General features: G+C 44.1%; 16 protein-coding genes and 1 pseudogene. 1 reads left to right on the forward strand and 16 read right to left on the reverse strand.

The window, feature by feature from the left end; genetic code table 11:
- Positions 1–21: 21 nt before the first annotated feature.
- From AC58QG_RS03950 to AC58QG_RS04025, 16 genes and pseudogenes are all read right to left on the reverse strand, one after another.
- Entirely contained in the window at positions 22–2,754 is a 2,733-nt protein-coding gene (locus tag AC58QG_RS03950; RefSeq protein WP_497360800.1) for a discoidin domain-containing protein, read from the reverse strand.
- The gene (locus tag AC58QG_RS03955; RefSeq protein ID WP_497360801.1) at positions 2,751–7,322 is read right to left on the reverse strand and encodes an Ig-like domain-containing protein; all 4,572 of its coding nucleotides are present in this window, start codon (positions 7,320–7,322) and stop codon (positions 2,751–2,753) included. Before AC58QG_RS03955 ends, AC58QG_RS03950 begins: the two co-directional genes overlap by 4 nt.
- A 330-nt stretch (positions 7,323–7,652) precedes the next feature.
- Positions 7,653–9,416, reverse strand: coding sequence for a DUF8769 domain-containing protein (locus AC58QG_RS03960; RefSeq protein WP_497360802.1), 1,764 nt, complete (start codon positions 9,414–9,416; stop codon positions 7,653–7,655).
- Between the two features lie 110 nt (positions 9,417–9,526).
- A complete protein-coding gene (locus AC58QG_RS03965) occupies positions 9,527–11,131 on the reverse strand; it encodes an extracellular solute-binding protein (protein ID WP_497360803.1) in 1,605 nt (534 codons plus the stop codon).
- A 58-nt stretch (positions 11,132–11,189) separates the two neighbouring features.
- Positions 11,190–12,095: a carbohydrate ABC transporter permease gene (locus AC58QG_RS03970; protein ID WP_497360804.1), complete on the reverse strand. Its 906-nt coding sequence runs from the start codon at positions 12,093–12,095 to the stop codon at positions 11,190–11,192.
- Positions 12,089–13,066 (reverse strand): ABC transporter permease, encoded by a 978-nt coding sequence (locus AC58QG_RS03975; RefSeq protein WP_497360805.1) that lies wholly within the window; start codon positions 13,064–13,066, stop codon positions 12,089–12,091. Before AC58QG_RS03975 ends, AC58QG_RS03970 begins: the two co-directional genes overlap by 7 nt.
- Positions 13,067–13,455: 389 nt before the next feature.
- Positions 13,456–13,719: a YjgB family protein gene (locus tag AC58QG_RS03980; RefSeq protein WP_497360806.1), complete on the reverse strand. Its 264-nt coding sequence runs from the start codon at positions 13,717–13,719 to the stop codon at positions 13,456–13,458.
- Positions 13,720–13,757: 38 nt separating this feature from the next.
- Positions 13,758–14,720 (reverse strand): hypothetical protein, encoded by a 963-nt coding sequence (locus AC58QG_RS03985; protein WP_497360807.1) that lies wholly within the window; start codon positions 14,718–14,720, stop codon positions 13,758–13,760.
- A gap of 2 nt (positions 14,721–14,722) precedes the next feature.
- Entirely contained in the window at positions 14,723–15,787 is a 1,065-nt protein-coding gene (locus AC58QG_RS03990) for an ABC transporter permease subunit (RefSeq protein ID WP_497360808.1), read from the reverse strand.
- 226 nt (positions 15,788–16,013) lie between these two features.
- The gene (locus AC58QG_RS03995) at positions 16,014–17,090 is read right to left on the reverse strand and encodes a Ger(x)C family spore germination protein (RefSeq protein WP_497360809.1); all 1,077 of its coding nucleotides are present in this window, start codon (positions 17,088–17,090) and stop codon (positions 16,014–16,016) included.
- Positions 17,087–18,175, reverse strand: a complete 1,089-nt coding sequence (locus tag AC58QG_RS04000; RefSeq protein WP_497360810.1) for a GerAB/ArcD/ProY family transporter — start codon at positions 18,173–18,175, stop codon at positions 17,087–17,089. Before AC58QG_RS04000 ends, AC58QG_RS03995 begins: the two co-directional genes overlap by 4 nt.
- Positions 18,176–18,199: 24 nt before the next feature.
- A complete protein-coding gene (locus tag AC58QG_RS04005; RefSeq protein WP_497360811.1) occupies positions 18,200–19,651 on the reverse strand; it encodes a spore germination protein in 1,452 nt (483 codons plus the stop codon).
- Between the two features lie 138 nt (positions 19,652–19,789).
- Positions 19,790–20,089 carry a hypothetical protein gene (locus AC58QG_RS04010; protein ID WP_497360812.1) on the reverse strand — a complete coding sequence of 100 codons (300 nt, stop codon included), beginning with the start codon at positions 20,087–20,089 and terminating at the stop codon, positions 19,790–19,792.
- 25 nt (positions 20,090–20,114) lie between these two features.
- Positions 20,115–20,810, reverse strand: coding sequence for a YjjG family noncanonical pyrimidine nucleotidase (locus AC58QG_RS04015; RefSeq protein ID WP_497360813.1), 696 nt, complete (start codon positions 20,808–20,810; stop codon positions 20,115–20,117).
- A 19-nt stretch (positions 20,811–20,829) separates the two neighbouring features.
- A complete protein-coding gene (locus AC58QG_RS04020; protein WP_497360814.1) occupies positions 20,830–21,291 on the reverse strand; it encodes a carboxymuconolactone decarboxylase family protein in 462 nt (153 codons plus the stop codon).
- A gap of 48 nt (positions 21,292–21,339) precedes the next feature.
- Positions 21,340–21,510 (reverse strand): annotated as a pseudogene (locus AC58QG_RS04025) (carboxymuconolactone decarboxylase family protein); the annotation flags it as partial.
- A gap of 651 nt (positions 21,511–22,161) precedes the next feature.
- On the opposite strand from AC58QG_RS04025, the gene AC58QG_RS04030 reads away from it, so the two are divergent.
- Complete coding sequence (locus AC58QG_RS04030) at positions 22,162–22,623, forward strand: carboxymuconolactone decarboxylase family protein (RefSeq protein ID WP_497360815.1); 462 nt, start codon at positions 22,162–22,164, stop codon at positions 22,621–22,623.
- Positions 22,624–22,740 lie beyond the last annotated feature (117 nt).

The following is a 22,740-nucleotide window of genomic DNA, read 5'->3' on the forward strand; positions in this document are numbered from 1 at the left end:
AGGGAAAATATGGACTTGCTATCAGTTGATGGAATTTACAGTTACGCCTGCAAGGGAGTAGATAAACACTGGCGCTCCAGTCAGAGGCACGCTAACAACTCCTGATACGGCAGCCATATATTTGTAGCTCCCATCAATTCCAACAATCATTACACCTGGATCAGATGTCGCAATTTGCGCTGTGCGGGAAGGGCTGCTCGTTGTTTTCCAGCTCGCATCCCATAAAGATGTGATGTATTTGTTCTTATTCTCGTCCCAGAATTGATACCCATAATATGGATTGGCCACATTGGATACTACACCCAAATATGTCGAGTCCTTAAGTACCCTAATCAATGTGTAGTAACCATAATAGCTCTCTTTTGGTTTACCGTTCCAGTCGATCAGTCCTAGGTTATGCTCCAAATTGTTGGTCTCTGTACCGTCATCTGCAAAATCATACCAGTGCATCGTCTTGATTCCGTTTGCGATGGCGTGCATGTAAGCTCTAGCCAAGTAATTTCTTTGGGTGGATCGATCCACCGTTTTTAGGTAACTTCCGCCTGTATAAGTACTCCAGCCTAGCTCGGTAACTACGATTGGCTTTTCTCCATCACCATGGCTGGCCATGACGGTTTTCAAATCCTGAAATGATTGGAGCAGCTTTTCAGGTGCACCTTGTTCCAGGCCTGGAACAGCAGGATACTCATATTTAACGTAAGGATGGACATCCATGACGTCGAAATATGTTTTCACCAATGCGCCGTTCTGTCCATCGGAATTATACAAGGCATCCAGCCAATTTAAGCCCTCATCCGCTTTTAATCGATCGATGCCGCCGAGAGCCGGCTCTACAAGTAAGCTCTTGCTGCTGACTGCTTTCAAGCTGTCATGGTTTACCTTGAGCGCAGCTGCTGCAGCAGCTGGATCTCTTTTGGCAAGATCAGGTTCATTGTAAGTAGAGAACGTATAGGCGCCCCCATTATTATCAGACTGAACATTGCCTGGGCCATGATAAAAGTAGTGGAAATTAAGTCCGCTTTTGCCATACAACGTCTTCATAGCACTGCTGTGATCCCACCATCTGTTCTTATTGATTCCTCCAAGGTCTCTTAAAAGACGCAATTTCGTCATCAGGAAAACATCTTCCGTCTCGCCATGGTGCACATAGTTCCCTCCACCGTAAGGGGCATCATTGATGGCAAATATATCGCCGACCTTTTCCCCTCCAAGCACAGATGGCGTGGTAATTGTTAATGTCTCAACATCTTTCCTCTCTCCACCGGTTGAATGAGAGGGGGTTACGGCTACATAATAGGTGGTATCCGGCTTCAAAGCAAAATAGGATAAGTATTTACCGATCTGTTCAAGTGACTTGGCCTCAGCCGTGAATTTCGGCGTCAACCCTGCCGTACTCGCAAAAGGAGTGGTCTCGAGATATACGCCGTATTTGGTCACATTGTTGACGACACTATTATAGCTGGACCAGTCCAGATATAGCGTGCTGTAATTTTTGAGTTCCGCAGTAAACTCAACTTGATCAGGCGTCGTCTTTTTAGGAAGAGTAGAGTCGTACAGCTTCCAGCCCCAGATCGCCACTTCTCCGACCGTTAGGATTTCTGAATTATTCGCATTATGCATAATAATTTTGACGTATTTCGCATGCTTGCCTGGAACGCCGTAGCCTGGTGTATTCACGATCACGTTCGCTGTCCGGCTGCTCGCATTAGGAGTATAACCGAGAGACGTATAGTTCACGCCGTCAGTACTAACGAGAACCTCATACCCGTCCATGAATTTATTGCCGCCAGATGCCAATGTCCATACATCGATTTTCCCGATTTGATACACATCGTTCAAATTGAAAACAACAGCACTATACTTTCCTTTCGAACCCCAGATCGAGTTGGTCGTAGAAGCAGCGTCGGATTCTTTACTGGAACCGTCGATTAAGTCTGGTGCTCCTCCTACCGTGTCATTCTTGGAGCCATCGTTATCGTATTTGATTAAATCCCCATCTGTAACGAACGGTTGATCGGTCAACCACTCATAGGATGCGTCGGTCGCAATCTTAGGAAGGGACGTATTATAATAATAGCCGGAAGACCTCAAATAATTATTGCTCAAGATAGCCATAGGCTCCACAGCTTCGCCGTAAACAGCTGCTTCCCCCAACCTCATGACTTCCTTGGCCAGTTCCTTATGCATAATGACTTTGATATATTGGGCATAAACGGCAGGCTTGACGGCAAGCGTAACGGGGGCAAAACCTGAGCCCAGCACTTTCGCATTGTCTGCAGCTCCCACCCGGTTGTAGGTCACTCCGTCGAAGCTGGCATACACCTCGATATTCTTCATTTGACTGTTATTATCCGTATCGGCCCATACTTTCACCGTTGATACCTTATAGACGGTTTTCAAGTCGTATATTAGCGTTCCGTACACGGCTGAGCCTTCCGCACTCCCCGTTGTACTGCTTGTATTGTCGTCAGGACCATTATAACCGTCGGTCATATCCGGCGCATCGGTGTCATCTGAAGCGATCAGAGCCGGATATGTTGCATGAATCCCTTCAGTCAACCAGGTATAAGATGCTCCCGTTGCAATTGCCGCTGTACCCTCAGGAAAGAGTGCCCCTCCGATCACATTTCCGCTTAGAACCTTCTCACCTGTGTCTGCCTTAACGGTCTGATTTCCCAATGGGATAAAAACGAAAAGCAAGCCGAGCAGACTAGCAAATGCAACAAGAGAACCGCTCTTTTTCATAAATCTCATGGCAAAGCTCCTCTCTGGAATGTGTCGTACAAGATCGGCATAGCTTCGTCGGAAGCAGCTGCAGAAGGCATGTCATCACCTTTTGAATGTGCCTTAACGGTTACTATACTGCTCGCCGTATAACTGCCATCATCAGTCGTAACGGTAATCGTCGCCGTACCCGCTGACATGCCAGTAATGGTTGCATGCTGCTTGTTGACCTCTTGAGAAACACTTACAACCGCCGGGTTGCTCGAAGTGAAGCGGACCTTCTTGTTGCTTGAATTGCTAGGTTGGACTTTTGCGTTCAGGGAAATCTTTTGACCCTCTTTCAAATTTACGGTCGAACGGTTCATTGTAACTCCCGTTACTTGCACCTTGCCGTCTGTTACAGGTGCCTTGATTGTCACTGTACTGCTCGCCGTATAGCCACCATCGTCTGTCGTTACGGTAATCGTTGCCGTACCTGCTGACATACCGGTTATGATTGCTTGCAGACCATAGACCTCTTGGACTACGCTTGCCACAGCTGGATCACTCGATGTAAAGTGCACTTGTTTGTTGGTTGAGTTACCAGGAAGAAGCGTCGCGTTCAGGACGGTCGTTTCTCCCAGATTCAATGATGCAGTCATTGGGTCCATTGTAACCCCTGTTACCCGCACTTCTGGCGCAGCGATTTCGGTGAAAATCAAATCTTCAAACAATTGCGTATTTTTGCTGGAACCAATTCCGCTCATGTATTCAAGCCAACCGCGTCTGGTAGTTCCATCATTCTCATTAATCAACATAGAAAACCCGAAATTGTCTTTGTCCTGTGGCGATTGGCCTTCAGGCAACAGCTCTGACCACGGAATTGCAAGCTCATAGGTGGTGGCGTTGCCGCTGCGAGTAACCACTCCTTGCACAGTCGTCATCTCCCCTGTCTGTTTACCGTTAGCTGACAACCATCTCCAGACCATCGGGCCTTGTTCTCCTAGCGCGATACCGAACTCGTTGTTTTCCGCGCTGCCAATGCCGTTAACTCTTCCCGTATCAATAGCGAACTGTATGCTATCCCCCTGCCACATGTCGCCGCCAGTTCCTTTTTGAACATGGATATTATCTTGAACTTCCATACCGAAGTAGAGATGATTGCGGTCCCACTTCAGATAGCCTTTACCGCTTAAATCCTGCTCACCGCCCCAATTGGCGATGTTCTTATTCTGATCCGCTCGATTGATGACGATAGGCATGCCATTATGCCAGCTTGCCTCTGTCAACTTGCCATCTATGATCGGCGCCGTCTGGTCGTTCACAGCTGCTACAAAATTAAATGGTCTTTCCACGAGCTTTGTAAATCCGCTATCCAGCTCCACCGTGAGCTTTAACTTGGCTCTCGCTTGCTCCGGAAGCTCGATGATCGGAATCGTTATTTTCTTGATTTCCCCGGGCAATAGCCCATTGAAAGCAATCTGGCTGCTTTGTTCTAAGACCAAATAGACAGCCTCGGTAACACTTATCGTGCCGTTAAGCTCTTTGTCCTGAGTCGCATTCTCCACATAAATTGCCGCATTCCATTGGTCCCATTGCCCAGGTACAGCAATCTCAGGCATCATTCGGACTTTGATTGTTTCCAGCACATTGGCCTTTAATTTCACAGATGAGATCAGCGAATTCCCCGAGATCACTTGGAGCGTAAGCTCCTGGACCTTCTCTTCCGCGTTAAGCGGAACGGGAATAGCAATTGGAATGGCCGTTGTTCCCGCTGTAAAGTTCACGTCGCCTTCCAGCTTCCATTCAGCGGATGGACCGATTAGCTCCAACCTTCCATCCAGCTCTGCACCCATTCCGAATCGATTGATCGCAGTGTGGATAACCTCTCCACGTCTAACATCCACCGAGGGAGTCTTTAACACAAACGAATCATCAATGGACGAAATCTCCACGCCCGTGCTTGAGTAAATAAACACAGGTGCACCATTAATCGTTAAGCTTGCACTTCCATCGATAACCGGCAAATAAGTATAGCTTCCGTCAATACCCACAACGGTAAGCCCGGTGTCCTTCGTTTTGAAGGTCGCTGTTTTGGTAGATTCATCCGCCGCCCAGAGCGATGTGATATACTGATTTTTCCCTTCATGCCAATACTCATATCCATAGTACGGGTGTTCGACGTTAGGCTGAGCTCTTACGTATTTGGCGTCCTTCAGTACCTTAGACATCGTATAGTAGGCATAATAGCTTGGTTTCGGAATGCCATTCCAGTCGATGAGTCCCAGGTTATGCTCTAGATTAGTCGCATCGAGTCCGTCATCCTGAAAATCGTACCAATGCATTCTCTTTATTCCGCCAGCAATCGCATGCATATAGGCTCTAGCCAAATAGTCGCGCTGTGTGATTCGGTTTACTGGACGAAGATAACTGCTTCCGGAATAGGTGCTCCATCCTAGCTCCGTGAAAATAATTGGCTTCTCTTGATCGCCATATTTGGCCTTCAGTGCTTGGATGTCTTCAATTTTCTTAATCAGCATTTCCGGCGCGCCTGGGATGAGTCCAGGTAAGCTACCTTCATGGTTTTTTACGTAGGGGTGAACATCAAGTACGTCAAAATAGGTTTTCACTAAAGCCCCATTTAGCCCGTCTGATTTATATAAGTTCTCAAGCCAAGTCATACTTGACGGCTCAGTTCCGCCAAGAGCAGGCTCGACCAGTAAATTTCGACCGTCCACCGCCTTCAAACTCTCGTGGTTTTGCTTAAACTGCAGGGCCAGTGCAGAAGGATTAGTGCCCTTTAAGTCAGGCTCATTTACCGTGGAGAAGGACCAAGTTCCTTGTTTGTTTTCCATCGGAACATCTTGAGGACCATGGTAGAACGTATGGAAACCAACCCCGTATTTATTGGAGAACGCTTTGACCCAAGAATCATGGACCCACCAACGGTTGAAGTTAATCCCTTCGATGCCTCTCGTCAACATAAGCTTGCGGATGATGTTCTCATCTTCTTTACTCCCGTGCTGAACATAGTTGCCTCCGCCATAAGGCGTATCGTTAATAGCGAAGATGTCCCCGACCTTCTCCCCGCCGAGTACACTCGGTGTGGTAATTGTGACCGTGCTGACATCCTTGCGTTCGCCCGTGGCAGTGCTCGTCGGAGTTATCGCAATGTAATAAGTCGTCTCTGGCTCCAAAGAAGAAATGAGCAGAAATTTCCCCTTCTGTTCGACAGATCCGTTATCGGCTGTCACATAAGCAGAAAGCTGATTTGTTGTTGTAAAGTCGCTCTTCCGAATATAGATGCTGTATTTGTTGACCTTGTTAACTACGGCATTATACGCAGACCAATCCAAATACAACGTATTGTAATTTTTCACATAGGTCGTGAATTCGACCTGATCTGGGGTGTCTTTCTTGGCAAGCGTCGCATCATACAGCTTCCAGCCCCAGATTGCGATCTCCCCCGCAATGAGTCGGTCAGAGTCGTTAGCATTGTGCATCACGATTCTTACATATTTCGCATGCTTGCCGGGGATGCCGTAGGAAGGGGTATTGACCATGCCACTTTCATATCGGCTGTTGGGATTGGCGGTGTATCCGCTGGAGAAATAGTTGACATTATCGACGCTTAACAGAACCTCATATCCGTCCATGAAGTTACCGCTGTCTGCTTTGGACCACACATCGATATTCCCGATCTGATACATATCATTTAATGTAAAAGTTACCGTACCGTATTGCCCTTGGGATCCTGCTGCCATACTGGCTACCGTATCTGCCGTTTGCTCTGTGCTCGAACCATCGATTAGATCAGGCAAACCGCTGACGCTGCCATCATTCTTCGCGCCGACTTCATTGTCGCTCGTCATTAAACCAGCTTGAGTCACAAAAGGCTGTTCAGTGCTCCATTTATAGGTTGCCTTTGTATCCAGCTTTGGCATACCTATGGCATAGTGACCGCCAACTTTTAACTGGTTATTGCTTAGAATCGCCGGCGTTTCCGCAGCGTTACCCCATATCGCCACTTCTCCTATGCTCATCTTGAGCTTAGACGGATTTTTGTGCAGGATGACCTTCACATATCTGGCATATGGGGCAGGCTTGATGCTGCTGGTCACCGGAACAATACCTGCGTCATCTCCGTATGTGCTATCGGTAACTGCAACGCGGTTGTAATTCACACCGTCGAGACTTGCATAAATTTCAACCTGCTTTAAACCGCTTGTTTCCGTGAATTCGGACCAAACTTGCAGGGCGGATACGCGGTATACCGCACTCAGGTCATAAACCAGCGTTCCATGAGCTTCTCCTAATTGACTATAGGTTGAGCTGACAACGCTTACAGAACCGTCCGTCATGTGAGCCGCATCATCAGGATCTGCAGCGACAAGTCCGGGATCCGTTGCATAAAGCCCTTCCTGTTGCCAATTATATATAGCTCCAGTATCCATTACCGGTGTATTTTCCGGAAACAAATGGCCTAATGTATTACCACTCAGTATCTTTGGCACATCCGACTCAGCCGCATGCGCGATAGGTGCGAAAGTCGATGCCATACCTATGGTTTGAATAAACAGTAACATTGCTAAGATGATAGGACATACTTTTTTAAGCATTATAGAACTCCCTTCTCCCTATTGAATAGCCTGCTTAGATAATCGATTTATTGCATACAACGAAGTCACACGTACTCTCACCTCCACTCCTTTCTTAAGTTCTATCGCATGATGAGAATAACCTTATCAAATGATGTTGTAATCACAATAGACAGTTTTTGTCGGACGTGGCATTTCTTTCGATCCAACGCTGCACGAGTGCAATTCAACGACGCAAATGAGAATGCCTTAAAAGATGTAACTTGATCCATGAATAGGTCACTTCCTTGAATGGAAAAAATGGAAGGAGACCGTCATATATTTGGCGAGCTCCTTCCTTTTTTGTGTCCGCTAGTTCGGATGTTTGTCATTTGGCTTCAAGGAAATCGACAACTGTTGCTGTGAGCCGTCTGCACGATTGTCACCATAACTCGCTGTCACTTGCTCAGCTTCTTCTTCAATGAGAATCACAGGCCAGTCATTTACCGAGTCACCTATAGCTAACATGAATAAAAATGCAGCTTTGTCCATAGTTTGGAAGTCTATTGTCTGCCGCTCGCCTGCGTAAATAACCAGATCAAGTCCATATGTGTCTCCCTGTTTGCTCCATTCCCAGTCCCAACTGGTGGTTGCGGAAAATACGTATGTATCGCCGCAGCGCCGCTGGTTCTTTTCAGCACCTTCAAAGGAAGCATATAAGCTTTCGAAACGCAGAGGCAGTCCGTCGATCTGCACTAGTGCTACAGAGCCTTCGTGCTCAATGCTCATACGCTCTAAGCAACCGCCAAATTCCATTCGAATTCGAAAATCAGTCGCTTCTATACGGCCTTGAATACGATCCAAATTCGGGTGTGTATCCCCGCCGTTCGTCAGAAAGTTTACACCTAAGAGCATATGGCTGCGGCTGGCTGTAACACTGAGAACGGCCGAGCAATAATCATAACCATCATGTAAGCAGCGCATTTGCAAATAAGTAGGCTGTCCGCCATTATCGAAATAAGCGACCATCCCTCTTGTTTGATTCCACATGATCTCTTTCCTGAACACACCAATCGCGTACTTCGGCGTTAGGTAAGTTTCCGCCCATTTAACGAATCCAGTCTCCTCATTGCGATAATAAGGCTCCTTAAGATCAAGTGCCTCTATTCGTGTAAATTTCTCAATATATGGTTTCGGACATTGGATTTCGCTGCCAAACCACTCCTCATCATAGTCCAAATCGTCAGCGTCAAAGAAAACCAGCTTATTATCTGTTGCCACTTGCAGGAAGGATTTGACCTTATTTGTAAGTAACGTATGATAGCTGCGACTGTGCGGACCAGCCCATTGCTGGGACGCCGGATGGTAATGCTCTACCACCATTCGCCAGACCCTATCTAACAATTCGGCGGCGATGTCCTTTGCACGAGAATTGAGGGCATACTTCCGAATTTTAGACAGCTCCACAATAGCAACGATAGAATAGGTAGGACTGTTGTATTCTTGAAATGTACCTAGATTTACTGTATAACGCTGCAACTTTTCCAGCCGTTCCAACCCATAGTCAGCATAATTCTTCCGATCATACAGCTCACCAGCAATCAAGGTCACAAATGCCCCCATGATCGCAATATTCGTATAGTGCGGTCCTACATTCCGTTTGATGATCGCGTCACATGCAAAGCTTATCGATTCCCGGATCTGATCTTTCAGCTCTCCGGGCAGCTTGTGACCGTGACGAAGTACGGCAAGTAGCAGTTCCTTGCCGCAAAAGTCCGCCCAGTTCCAATCCGGAGGAGCCATCTGAGTAAGTGGCTCTTCATAAAACCAAGGCCATATGCCATAGGTTTCATTTAAAGGATTACGATCCTGCAAGGATAAGAGGCGGCCAAAGATATCATAAGCCCTTTGTTCATATTCCTTCATTTCCGTATTTAGCAAGCCAACCGCATAGAGCAGTGATGCATAAGTCGGATGAGTCATCGGGTGATCCTTCACCGTTAGCGTAGTATGATACCCAGGGCTATGAAAAGGACGACGAAGCATACAAACCTGAGAATCATACTCGCTTTCTTTGACCGTGATGGCCTTTATCAGAAGTGCTTTGTGATCAAGACTAATCTCATTTACGCTCAAGTGAAACAATCCTCTCATTGGGTTTGTAGAACAAAGACGGGAAGGTCTGCCTACTTTAAAAGCATGCAGCCTTCCCGCAGATTCATTTAAACATATTGGGCGTGCACGGATTATTTCAAGAACTCTTTGTTCTTCTCATACCACTCTTGTGCAAGCTTCTCCACATTATCTCCGCCAAGACGCTTCCACTCTTTACGAGCCTCATCCATTGCAGCCTCTGGGGTTGATGCACTGCCTCCGGTTACGGCTTTCACCTCGATTTGCGTAGCAATCGGATGGAACGTGGCGATCAGTTGGCTTACTTCCGGAATATCCGGGCTAAAGGCTATGTCTCTGCGGTATTTGTTTTTGAGTGCCACATCTAGCGACTGTGTTTTCAATTTGGCATATTCCTGGGAGAGTGGATCCTGAGCAGCCATGATCGGGAACCAATCGGATTTCAGGCTAAAATCGGTTACAATCGCATACTCACCTGCATAAGAGACTTCCTTACGGGATTTGTCTGCATCAATGACTTGCGGGATCTTGCCGTCTATTAGCTTGAAATGGACATTTTCCTCGCCATATTTCATCGCCATATCCCCTTTATCCATCATCCAATCGAGGAATTTAACAGCGGATTCGATTTTATCCTCTTTCATTTTACTGTTAAAGGTTACCAAAATATTTGCTGGAAGCTCTTGATATAATCCAGTTTTCCCATACTTACTCGCTACAGGCTCTAAAGGAACCATCTTGGCATCGGGTACATTTTTCTTAAGATCCATATATTCGTTTTGCATATTCCATGAACTAAAATAAATACCTGCTTTGCCAGTTGTCCACATTTGACGAGCGCGTTGGAAGTTGCTATCGGTGATATACTCCTTATCTAGCAAACCTTGATCGAATAATGTTTTCTGATAGGCAATAGAATCCTTGTAACGATCCAACGTTCTGCCAAACTTGAGCTTGCCCTCTTCCAAATACCATTGATTCTCATTAACGGAAAAGAGTGATCGAATGATTTGTACACCGTTCCCATTAAACACAATAGGCACTGTATCTGCTTTACCATTACCGTCTGGATCCGCTTCCTTAAACTTCTTGGCCACCTCGATCAATTCTTCCGTTGTCGTTGGCGTCTTCAAGCCCAACTTATCCAACCAATCTTGACGAATCCACATCCCATGGTTGGCAATTCCGTCTATGCTTCGGCTGCTGGTGACCGCATACATTTTGCCGTTAATCGTCGATGCTGATTTGAGCTCAGGATGCTCCTGCAGATACTTTTTCATAGTCGTGCTATACTTCTCGATAAAACTATCTATCGGTTGTATAGCCCCTTGGTTAGCCAATTGCGCAATATAGTTACGGTCATATTCCCAAATGAGATCAGGTGCGCTCCCGGAAGCCACCAGGGTACTCAGCTTTTGTTGAGCCTGTGCACGAGGCACTGGGATCCAGCTTATCTTAGCGGGCGAATTCTCATTCATCCACTTCGTCCAACGGTTGCTCTCGTAGCTGCCCTCCTCTGAGGCTACTGTTCCACGATCAAATGCAGAAATGCTGATTTCTTTCTTCGGACCTGCCGCTGTTGCCGTAGGAGCTGCACTTCCTTGCGGATTTGCTGAACTGCCACCATCTGACGTTGTATTCGAACTGCAAGCAGCTAGTACTGCTAAAGACATACTTGCTGCAAGAACTGGTTTCCACGTATGTTTAGTCATTTTCATTGGTTCCATCCCCCTAAATATTGTGTGGTATATATCAAGGACTATTTGTCCCAAGATATCAGCCTTTGACTGATCCAATCAAGACACCTTTGACAAAATGCTTCTGCAAAAACGGGTACACGATCAGAATGGGTGTGACTGCAATGACAATCGCAGCCGCTTTAATCCCTTCTGGAGTAAGCGTCATCTCCGCAACGCCCTCGCTGCCGGATGCATGATCTAGTAGATTCTGATCAACCTGCAGGATCATTTGATAGAGCTTTAGTGTTAAGGTTTGTTTGGTTGTTTTGGTAACGTAGAGTAATACATTGAAGTATGAATTCCACCAGCCTACCGCATAAAAGAGTGAGATAGCCGCTATGATCGGTTTACATAATGGTAAAATGATTTGAATCAAAATCCGCCAATCCCCAGCGCCGTCGATAGAAGCTGATTCCTCCACTTCTTCCGGCAAACCCTCCATGAACGTTTTCATCACAAACATGTTGTACGTACTAATTAATGAAGGAAGCCACAACGCCCAATAGGTATCCATAAGTCCTAGTGATTTAACGAGTATAAAATTCGGAATTACACCCGAAACGAACAGCATCGTGAAGGTGATGAAAATGAGCAGTCCATTACGTCCCATTAGTCTTCGTCTGGAAAGTGGGTATGCAGCCAGTAAAGTAAGTGTCATATTGAGCACTGTGCCGACTATGGTTACCAGCACCGTATTCCACATCGCAACAAAGAGCTGCCCATCCTGGAAAAGGCGTTTATATGCCTCTGTATTGAATTCGACCGGCAACAATGTTACCTCGCCCGCTGTAATAGCTCTGCTGCTGCTGAAGGAGGATACAACCTCATACCAGAACGGGTATAAAGCAATTAAGGAAAGAATGCCAAGTATCGCATAATTAGCTGACGTCCCTAGACGGGATAACAGGCTTTGCTTTCTGTATAAACTTTGCATTACTACCATAACCCCCGTTCTCCGAACGCTCGAGTCAATCTGTTTACGCCTACGACCAGTATCAAGCCAACTGCGGATTGGAACAACCCTAAGGCCGTCGTATAGCTGTAGTTCATATTCTGTAAACCGACACGGTAGACGTATGTACTGATTACATCCGCAACGTCCAAGACAGACATATTCTGGAGGACCAGTGTCTGCTCAAGTCCCACATCCATCATGTGCCCCATACGGAGAACAAGCAATATAGCAATTGTGCTTCTAATGCCCGGTAATGTAATATGCCAAATCTGACGCAGCTTCGATGCGCCGTCCATCTTGGCCGCCTCGTATAGCTGCGGATCAATCGATGCCATTGCAGCCAGATATAGAATCGTGCCCCAGCCCGCTTCCCGCCATATACCTGATAACGTGTAGGCAACAGGCCACCAGCTAGAGCTAGCCATGAAATAAATAGGTTCGATGCCAAACACCTTGGTCAGCACCATATTGACAACACCCGTGCTAGGTGAAAGCATAGCAATGAAAATGCCTCCAAGAACAACCCACGAAATGAAGTGGGGCAAGTACAGCAGATTCTGAACAGTCCTTTTGTACCACTCCTTGCGTACCTCATTAAGCAGAAGCGCTAGTAGTATGGGTACCGGAAATCCAAAAACAAGGCTGTACACATTGAGCAGCAAAGTATTTCTTAATACTCTCCAAAAATCGATGCTTTGGAACAAGCTTGTGAAGTGTTTAAGCCCTACCCACTTGCTGCCGAAGATGCCGTCGGCGAATCGGTAATCCTTGAAGGCAATAATTTCGCCAGCCATCGGAGCATATTTAAATAACAGATAAAATACGATCACAGGAAGAAGCATCAGATACAAATGTTTATCCCGTATCAACCGGCCTCGGAATGTCGACGGAATCGGCTTGGTTGGAATTGGCTTACGCTGGCTTCGCTTCTTAATTAATACCGTCCCTCTTTCCTCCATGTTGTGTTCACCCTTTCCAAATGTGAGCCTGCTGAGATGCCGGCGATATCATCGTATCCTGCTGTTACTTACTTGCAAATAGACACGTTTTGCTCTGCTGTCTTTTCTTAATAATTGCCATGTCACCTTACTTAAACTAGGTTCATTTTTCTAAGATGACTTTTTGTTTATTCCTTATATAATGCCATTGTGATCTCATGACACTCCTTTTATGTGTAATATTATGCCTCTAACTCAACCGTGGCAATGTCTAGCGAAAAAGTCAAGAACTTACATCCTTAAAATAAAAAAACCGCGCTGCTCGCGGATCTTTATACATATATATTCTTTTCCTCTTACATCGGGAGAATAAAAAAATCAAAGGGGTGAACCCCTTTGATTTTTTTACCTTATCTAGCCATGTTATTGACTAAGTGCTTGGTATCAAAAACAGAAATGTGGTCTACTTTTCCGGTTGATTTGGGAATAATAAATTTAAGCTGAAACATATCGGATGCTTTATAAATATAAATCATGTCATTCCCGTTTACCTTCGTATCCACTGGCTTTCCTAGCGCTTGTTCAATTTGATTCAATGTTAGTGTTTGCAGCTTTGGATCGTTGGAACGAATATCAATTTGATCGCCTTTATGCTTGTCTTCTGGCGTGTTCACAAAGAGTGAATATTTTCAATGGATATCCACTTTCGATATTACTGGTAATACGTCCGCTTCTTGAATTGATACAGGAAGAATTGCAGGGAAAGAATCAAGAGAGCGAACGCAATTCCTGATTCAATAACGATAAAAGGATAGACTTGGATATACTTCGCTCCGTATGCGATCAACGAGGTCCACTCGCCGGTAGTCGTCAGATAAATAAGATAGGGTACTTTATCTGGCCCCAATTTATCTCCAGTCACCAACGTTTCTGAACCGCCGATGATGATATTGAAAATCGCCAATTGTCCCATAAGGAAGAGTACGATGATGAATTCGCTTATCGCTATATAAAGCAACTCAAGTCTCATACTTAAAAAAATGTGCTTTATGATCCTATGAAATAACGAGCCACCCATCAACCGGGATGCGTCGACGTATGGTTTCGAATTGTAGAAACGGGCTCTTTCAGCGATCTGGTATGCGAGAGGAAAGATGCCTAGAACAGTTACCATGATGATAAAAATGATCGTAAACAGCATCAAGTTGTGAGGATTCGCTTTGTCTACCTCGTTCAAGCCAAGTTTGAAGTAAATGCCGACCAGCGGTGGATACAAAAACAAGAATGCTGGCACGGCAGAGATGACCCATTGCATGGTACGCAACGCGACTCCTCCTCTCCCCGTCGTCCCCGACCACATGCCAAGCGGCACAGCGAAAATGAATCTTAATGCCGTTAATAAAGCGGCATACACCAATGTATATTTAAATCCGTTCAGCAGCAAGCTCAACATATCGAATCCCCTGTGGTCGGTCCCTAGAAGATAAGTTGCATTCGGACGAAGAGGAGGCGTTTCGTAAATCATTTTGCCGTCAATTAGTTTCGTTATCAAGTAGACTTTATCCGCGTTCATAAGACCATGGGGCTTAACCATCCCGCCGAATGTCGCTAATAATACAATGAAAACGATAATCGCACATGCGAAATAAAACTGTATCGAAGTTTTCTTTTTCATTGTCATGCACTCTCCTTTATCTTCACGACAAAGCGCTTGCTGAGCAATGCATAAATGATATGAAAAAGAATGGCCAGAATGACCAGAACGATGCAAAAGATCGGAGTGGCGCTGATATTTTGCACTCTTGGACTTACAATGTATCCGCCGAGTCCAAGAATATCGCACATCGCTTCTGCCACTGCCATGCTTGCGAGTGCCAAAGTCGTCGCTTTGGGCAATACCATCAACAGGTCCTCCATGATGTTCCGGATAACGTGACCACATATTACTTCCCGTTTGGACAACCCTTTGGCCAGTGCTGTCGTGATGTAATCTTGCGTCATCTCACGTTCGATCGCGAGCCGCAGCGTTCCGTAAATCAAAACGCCGGGAATTAAGGCGATCGTAAGAAAGGGAATCATAAACGGGATGTTATTGCCGTAATGCGCGACAAGTATGACGTTTTTTCCCGTCAAACGAGTTAAATAAATGGACACAAGCTGAATGAGAATGATCAGGAGAAAGTCCGGCAGACCACTTAATAAAGCATGGACCGAATCCAACAATCGCCCTAGCGCGCGCCACATCGAAGCCAACAACGAGAACAAGGCGGACAACAAGACTCCAGCGATCAGACCCGGTATTAAATAAGTACAAGTGCGGACGATCGTTTCCTTTAAAATCTTCTTTACCTGAATGTCATAGTTTCCAGTGCGGATCAAACCTAAATCCCCATGCGAGTAGTTAAGTAAGAGTTCCTTAAGGGAAAACAGATAGTAGCGAATCGAAATTTCTGGCTTCTCCAGCTGTATGGTTCTCGGAAGGGAAACGCCGGGAAGTTTACTGGCCAGCTTCCCGTAATCGTCGACTCTGCCGTAAGGTACGGAGAAAATGTGTCTACTCGCATCGACAATCGTGCTTCCGGGAAGCTGGGAGACGATTTCTTCATTCGTAGATTCAGAGCTTAGGTTAATCCGCAACAGATCAGGTGCCTCATGGATGAAGGCTTTGCTGATATTGCTCATCAGAAAGACAGCTGCAATGGTAATGAGACTAAGCAAGCCCCACTTCAGAATGATTTTCAATATTATCGGACTCCTTTCCGCATTAATAAGACAATTGGCAGCTTCAATGTGTGACTTGATTTTTATGGCAATATTTGATTACCCAATATGATAAATAATGCGGTATTTTGTTATTTTGCAAATGAAAAAAGCACCCTATGTCTGATATCATGAAGTTTGAAAATTCATGTTCATCCCCAGAAGTGCTCTTCATTATGTTGTTAAAGTCCCTATGTGTAATATACCTTTATTTCCTGTTTCCCATTTCTGTAATATTCACTTTAACAAGCAAGCTAACGTTCATCGTTTGATATTCTTGTTTCCATTCCTCTTCGTTCCAATTTCGCGTTTTACTTCTAACGAAATCCCCTAATCCGAGCGGGTCGATCCCTTCTTTTTTAAATATTTGTATGAGCTCCACTCCAATTGAAGTTAGATCCTTTTCGAAAAGGGTTTGGATTCTCTCCTTCTCTTGTATTGTTAAGAGATTCCCTTTTGAATCAATTATTTCACCGTTTAAGATAAGATTTATCGTCACTTTTGGACTTTTCGAATCTTTCCCTACTCGATATTTCACTTTTGAACCGACATTTTTCATTGCAATGTATGATCCATTGTCCAGCTTTACTTCAAGAGTATTGTACTTCGCATTTCCTAGAAGAAGTTTCATAACTCGCATCTGCTTTTCACTTAGTGACATTACATATTTGTCATCCTTAAATAAAGCTAAACCAGAAATCATGACTTGATTATTTTGCAAGTTAAGAATCGGCAGAAATGGGTCGATACCTTGGCCTAAATAAGAATATTCAAAATCGTGAAGATTTTGCCTGGGAACAAGCCCGTTCCGCACGTTCGTATCGAGTAAATTGTACAAAAACATCCCTTTTTCCTCATTTGAACTGAAATTCGCTTTCAATATTTCCTTTGCTTTTCCATCGACAATTGCCAAATACATCCTTCGAGAAGCTACTGCATCACGCAAGAACACATCCAATTCATCTATTAATCCGTTTGCCGCCAACTCTTTTCCAATTAAAATCACCGAAAGACTTCCTGGTTTTATAGGCCGGTTTAATTGCATATCCATTATTTCTGCTAAATTCCTAGTGGTGTGGCCTACCTTTGAGTACAATATATTTGAAACGGAACTGGATTTACCAGCTTGAAACTTAGGCGCGGCTATCGTGAATTCGATTTGATCGTTAGGTGCTTCATCTAAGGCGCTGACAAAAGATATCGTTATTTTCTCTAATGTTTGTTGCTTTACGCACCCCGTTAACAGGAAACAGATGAGCAGTACTAAGTAAAAAGTCCGATTCATACTGTTCTTCTCACTTTCATTCTGACAACGTCGACTATGTATAAAAATGGGATGTACACAAAAACAAGGTAAAATCCGATCTCAGATAACATGGTTTGAACAGCTTCAATACGAGTATGATCTGGAATTAGACATACCGCGGTAAAGACCAGAATCAATAATATCGGTAAAGCTGTCAATTGTTTCACAGTGAACATGATTTTACACATTCGGCTTGAAGCCCAAAGACAGAGGCATATGATAGGAATTACCCATAATATCTGTGCAGCAGCGCCTATATACTCAAATCTTTCTATAAAAGGAAAATGAATAAATTTATATTTGGTCAATTGCGGCCATATTTCCTTTGATAATTGTTCAGGCTTGAATATTAATAATGAAAAGAAAATAATTAAAAGATACGATATCGTTGAAATAAAATTGGCCAAATGTGCCCACTTTTGCGATTTTTTTGGAGTTTCGATGAAGGTGTAACAGAAAAATAACATCTCCACGCCTAAATAGGGAAATGTCATCTCCTTTCCTGCTTTGATGATATCGTTCAGCGAATGATCAAAAATTGGCGTTAAATTATTAAAATGAAAATAAGCAACTGGAAAAAACAATGCCAATATGGTTACATATCGTACCAAGCTAAACATACAAATACCCACGATTACTCGAAAACCTCCTGCAACGATGTAATAAACAAGCAGGAGCAGAACCAATGCCAATGGCCATGTGTCTAGATCAGGAAATAACCATACTTGTATAATTTCTATAAATTGCCGTATCAAGAAACTTGCAACCAGCAGGAAGTAAATGATAAAGATAAAGTTAAGAACTCCACCCGCCAATTTCCCGAAAAATTGTTGATGAATATGGATAAGATCCGTCTCATTATGATTGAGAATTCGATACATCATCCAAATAACGACGTGGAAACTGAGACCACATAGGATGACTGAGATCCAAGTATCTTGGCCAGCCAATTGAATCGGCTTAATCGACATGGAAAGATACTCGGGTCCGAACTGCATCGAATGAATCAACACGAATACTAGGAACGGCGAAATAGTAAATCTCGGATGTTCTGTTGATTTCATCTTTGTATCACTCCCAAAGCTGGTTCATTCATCGATGTCTTTTTTAGCATTTGCGTTTTTCTTGTCGAATCTTACTGGTTTTCCTGATCTTAAAAAGGTGTATCTATGATGGAATTTAGAATATGGTGGACGAATTAGAGTATCAAATAAGTCGGGAGTGCGAAACGGATAAAACGGAACCAGGTAAGGCATCCCGAGAGAAGTTAATCGCAATAGATGTGCAACCATGGCTAGGATACAGATGAAAATTCCGAGCAGCCCCCATAATTGCGCAGCGAATATAAATGGAAAACGAAGAATTCGTATAGTCGCGCTCATTCGAAAAATGGGTGTAGTGAAAGAAGCCAATGCGGACAACGCCACAATGATCAATAAAAAGTTGCTTGTAAGCGCAGCTTCAACAGCGGCCGTACCAAGGACAATGCCTCCAACAATACCAATGGTCTGTCCGATTTTCGTAGGCAATCTGGCGCCAGCTTCCCGTAACAATTCAATGACAAGCTCCATGATGAGCACTTCCACGACAGGTGGAAAAGGTACATTGATCCTCGATGAAATAATCGTAGGCAAAAAAACGGGTGAAATACTCTGCCCATGGTACGTGATAACGGCAACATATAAGGGTGAGGCAAATACGGAAAACAACACAGAGAACATGCGAATCAACCGTAGTATGGAGGCAATAATCCATGGCAAATAATAATCTTCGTATGTAATGAAAAATAACCAGAGGTTGACCGGTGCAAAAAACGCAGTCGGGGACCCGTCCTTCAAAACGCATATTTGACCCGATGATACGGCCCAGGCAACGTAATCAGGCCTTTCGGTCCCGATCGTCTGTGGAAAGATCGAGTTGGAATTATCTTCGATCATTTGTTGAAGCAAGGTAGTATCCGTAATTTGATCGAATTGTACATCCTCTATGCGCTGAATGCATGTATTTAAATATTGTTCGTTCGTTAATCCCTCTATGTAAATAATCGCAACTCTCGACTTGGATATACTCCCTGTAGTGAGCTCTTTAATACGTAACTCAGGATAAGGAACTCGCTTGCGAATCAAGTTAAGATTGACGTCCAATGATTCAACAAACGCTTCTTTCGGTCCTTCTACGGTGAATTCGGTTTCAGGTATGGATACGTTGCGGCCCTTTAATGCAGCTGCATTGACCAAAATACATTGATGGCTTTGAAGACCATATTGAATTGCAACATATCCCCGATAAATTTTGTTTTGAATAAGGTCCCAATCGGTGGATACTTCTTTTTCCGCTACGGGGATCAATGGGTACAAATCCTCGAAGGTTATGTCCGAATTGTTGCGAAGACAGCCTAGGATATGCCACTGCAGGACTTCCGGCTCTGTAAGTGATTTAAAATAACCGATGAACAAAGGAATAGCGTTCATTTGATGTTCGTAGCATACGAAATCCGCTGATTCACTAAGCTCCTTCCATAACCGAGGGACTGAATTCACTTCTAATCACTCTTTCTAATCATAATTTCTAGTTCATTGTGTCACTCCAAGCGGATAATTATACAGAATCAAAGCATGAAAAAGGAGCCCCGTAGTACTAGTACCCGGTTCTCCTTCACTTTTCACACAGTTATTGCTTTAGTTGATTACACATGGACTACGGAACGGAACGGTTAAGCCAATCGTTAAAGCGCGTCGTGCCGCGTTGCTATTGGTTGGAACAAGGGATTGATCATTCACTTCTACTGAGCCATAGTAGAGCGCTTTGTCGTCCGTGACAACCTGACTTTTGTGTTTAGTTGCGCTTAAAAATTGTCGAACGAGTTCATCCATACGAATCTGATCTGGTCCAGCCACATCGACAATGCCATTCACTGGCGCCGCAAGTGTGAAATCGACTAACGCGGCTGCAACATCATCCGAAACGATAGGCTGCATAAGGGTGCTGCGTTCAAACGCTTGATCATTCTTTCGCTGAGCAGATCGCAAATAATTCCGTTAAGCTCGAGATCGTGTACGTACTTTGAATAGCCGGCAGGCTTGTTTTCGACGTTCTGTTGATCCAACAAGTATCAATGCCCGCCAGCAGACCGCCTTTGATATCTGTATTTAGTGAATCCCCAATAATAAGTGCTTCTTGTCTATTAAAATTCGAAATGTGATTCATCACGTAATCAAAAAATTCGATGGATGGTTTTTGATAACCAATGCTTTGCGAATCAAAGATGTCTTCAAAATATACATGCAGTCCCGACGTCTTCAATCTCTTGATTTGCGTACTGGTGATGCCATTCGTAACTATAAACAATCGATGGGTTGCAGATAAGCGCTGACAGACATCCAGTGCTCCTTCCATCACAATCTGATTTCCATTTCCCAGTAGTTCTCTATAAAAGTTTTCCCACTCAGGGCCGTCTACGACCTTGCCGAGCTTTAACATCGTTTCCGAAAATCTCGAGTTCAGAACAATGTCGAGTGTAATCTTTCCGTTTTCGTAATCAGCCCATAATTGTTTGTTAACAGAATTATATAATTGAAATAACTCGTCCGAAAATGTAAAGGCATATTGCTGAAATAATTTGCTTAACGAATCCGCTTCATTCGCACCGAAATCCAAGAGTGTATCATCGAGATCAAATAGAAGTATCTTGTAACTCATTTTTTTCTCCATAAATCTGTTATTTACTGACTGCCGGCTGATAATCACCAGGTATCATACCTGTAGAAATCGCCATTCGGTTCCAGCTGTTGATACCGTTAATCGCCATTAGTAAATCAACAAACTGTTCTTCGTCGAAATGTCTACGGATTTGCTCATATAATTCCTGCGGCACACCACCATCTGAAATTCTGGTCACAGCTTCGGTTAATGCTAGTGCGGCTCGCTCCGACGGGGTATAGAATGGAGCTTCGCGCCATGCGTTGAGCAAATATAAACGCTGTTCCGTTTCCCCCATCGCCCGCGCATCTTTTGTATGCATATCTATACAGAAGGCGCAGCCATTAATTTGCGAGGCACGGATTTTAATTAGCTCCCACAGTTTATAGTCAAGACCACTCTTCTTCACATACCCTTCCAGCTTTAAAAGTGTTTGAAAAGATTCCGGACGTACTTTCGTATAATCCAATCTGATTTCCATTTGTCATTACTCCTTTAATTTGTATTTTAAAATTCAATCGACCTTACCTTAGTTCTGTTCAGGAAACATCCCTGTAGAGATGGCGAGTCGATTCCATGAATTAATGGTATTGACCGCCATAATGATCGCTACATATTCTGCTTCGTTTAAGTGTGCTCGAACTCTCTCGTATAAGTCCTGAGGTATCCCCTGGTCGGAAATTCGAGTCACCGCTTCTGTGCGCCTGGACTTACATCGACATTGTTGAATCTAATCTCCATAATAACTCCTCCGTGTGTAGGTATTTTGTCTTATGAAGCATTCATCGACAACTGTTATCGTCGATTAACTACGTCTACAATATAACTCTTCCTTTTTGTGTTGTCAATCAGTGTCCCAATGGTATTTTTTGCGTGCAAGATCCACCCAGACATCTATTTGACAAGGTTTATTAATCTATCTACGAAATATGCTGCGTAACAACAGTTGGCTTAATGAAGAACTCGATCGTGTGTTAACACCTAAGGCGCGCCAAGAAACCCGCGACTTTTTTGCAGGTGGCATTAATGTTTAATGTCATTAGCGTTATTGTAAGTAGTTAGATTCAACTTAAAAAGCCTTAGTCTGGTGGAGTACCGCGGCTAAGGCTTTTTAAGTTTTCAATTTTGCTTTAAACTAATCTGCCGCTATTTTGAAGAAATTTAGAGTAGCAATAGTTCAAGTGTTAATACTAATGTCCGTATGAGCGGTGAGCGGCTTAACGGGGGCTTTTTTATTCCTTGCTCCAGTCAGAAAAGCTGATCTCATACTATCGCAATGAAAATAATCGTTCCTCACTCTTTAAGCGAGAGTAACAAAAAAAGATAATATCAATCAAAGGAGTATTGATAAATGGAAATTAGATTGGATTATACGAAAGTACGTCCAGAATCTTTGCAAACACTTTTAAAGCTAGAAGGGTATGTGAAGAAAAGCGGTCTTGACCATAAACTGTGGGAGCTAATTAAAATTCGTGCATCGCAAATTAATGGCTGCGCCTACTGTCTTGATATGCATACTAAAGATGCGCGGGCGTTGGGGGAAACGGAACAGCGTTTATACTTGCTCAACGCATGGCGTGAAGCTCCATTCTATACCCCATCAGAGCGTGCCGCACTAGCATTGACTGAAGCTGTGACCAAAATTTCAGATGGTGGTTTGCCGCAGGAATTATATGAGCAAATCCGTAGACATTTCGACGAAGAACAGTTTGTTGATTTACTTATGGCGATTAATGGTATCAACTGCTGGAACCGGATGGCGATTTCTACAGGTATGGTACCTGGCGATTATCAGCCAGCCGGAACTAAATAACTCATAGGTGGGAAAAGGCAGTCGATCATCTGGTCGACTGCCTCTTGTTGTATTGAATTAATCTAACGTTCTCTCAATAAATCAAGCATAATCTTTTTCTCTCTGCATTTTGAAAAA

The sequence above is a fragment of the Paenibacillus sp. J22P169 genome (assembly GCF_059691995.1).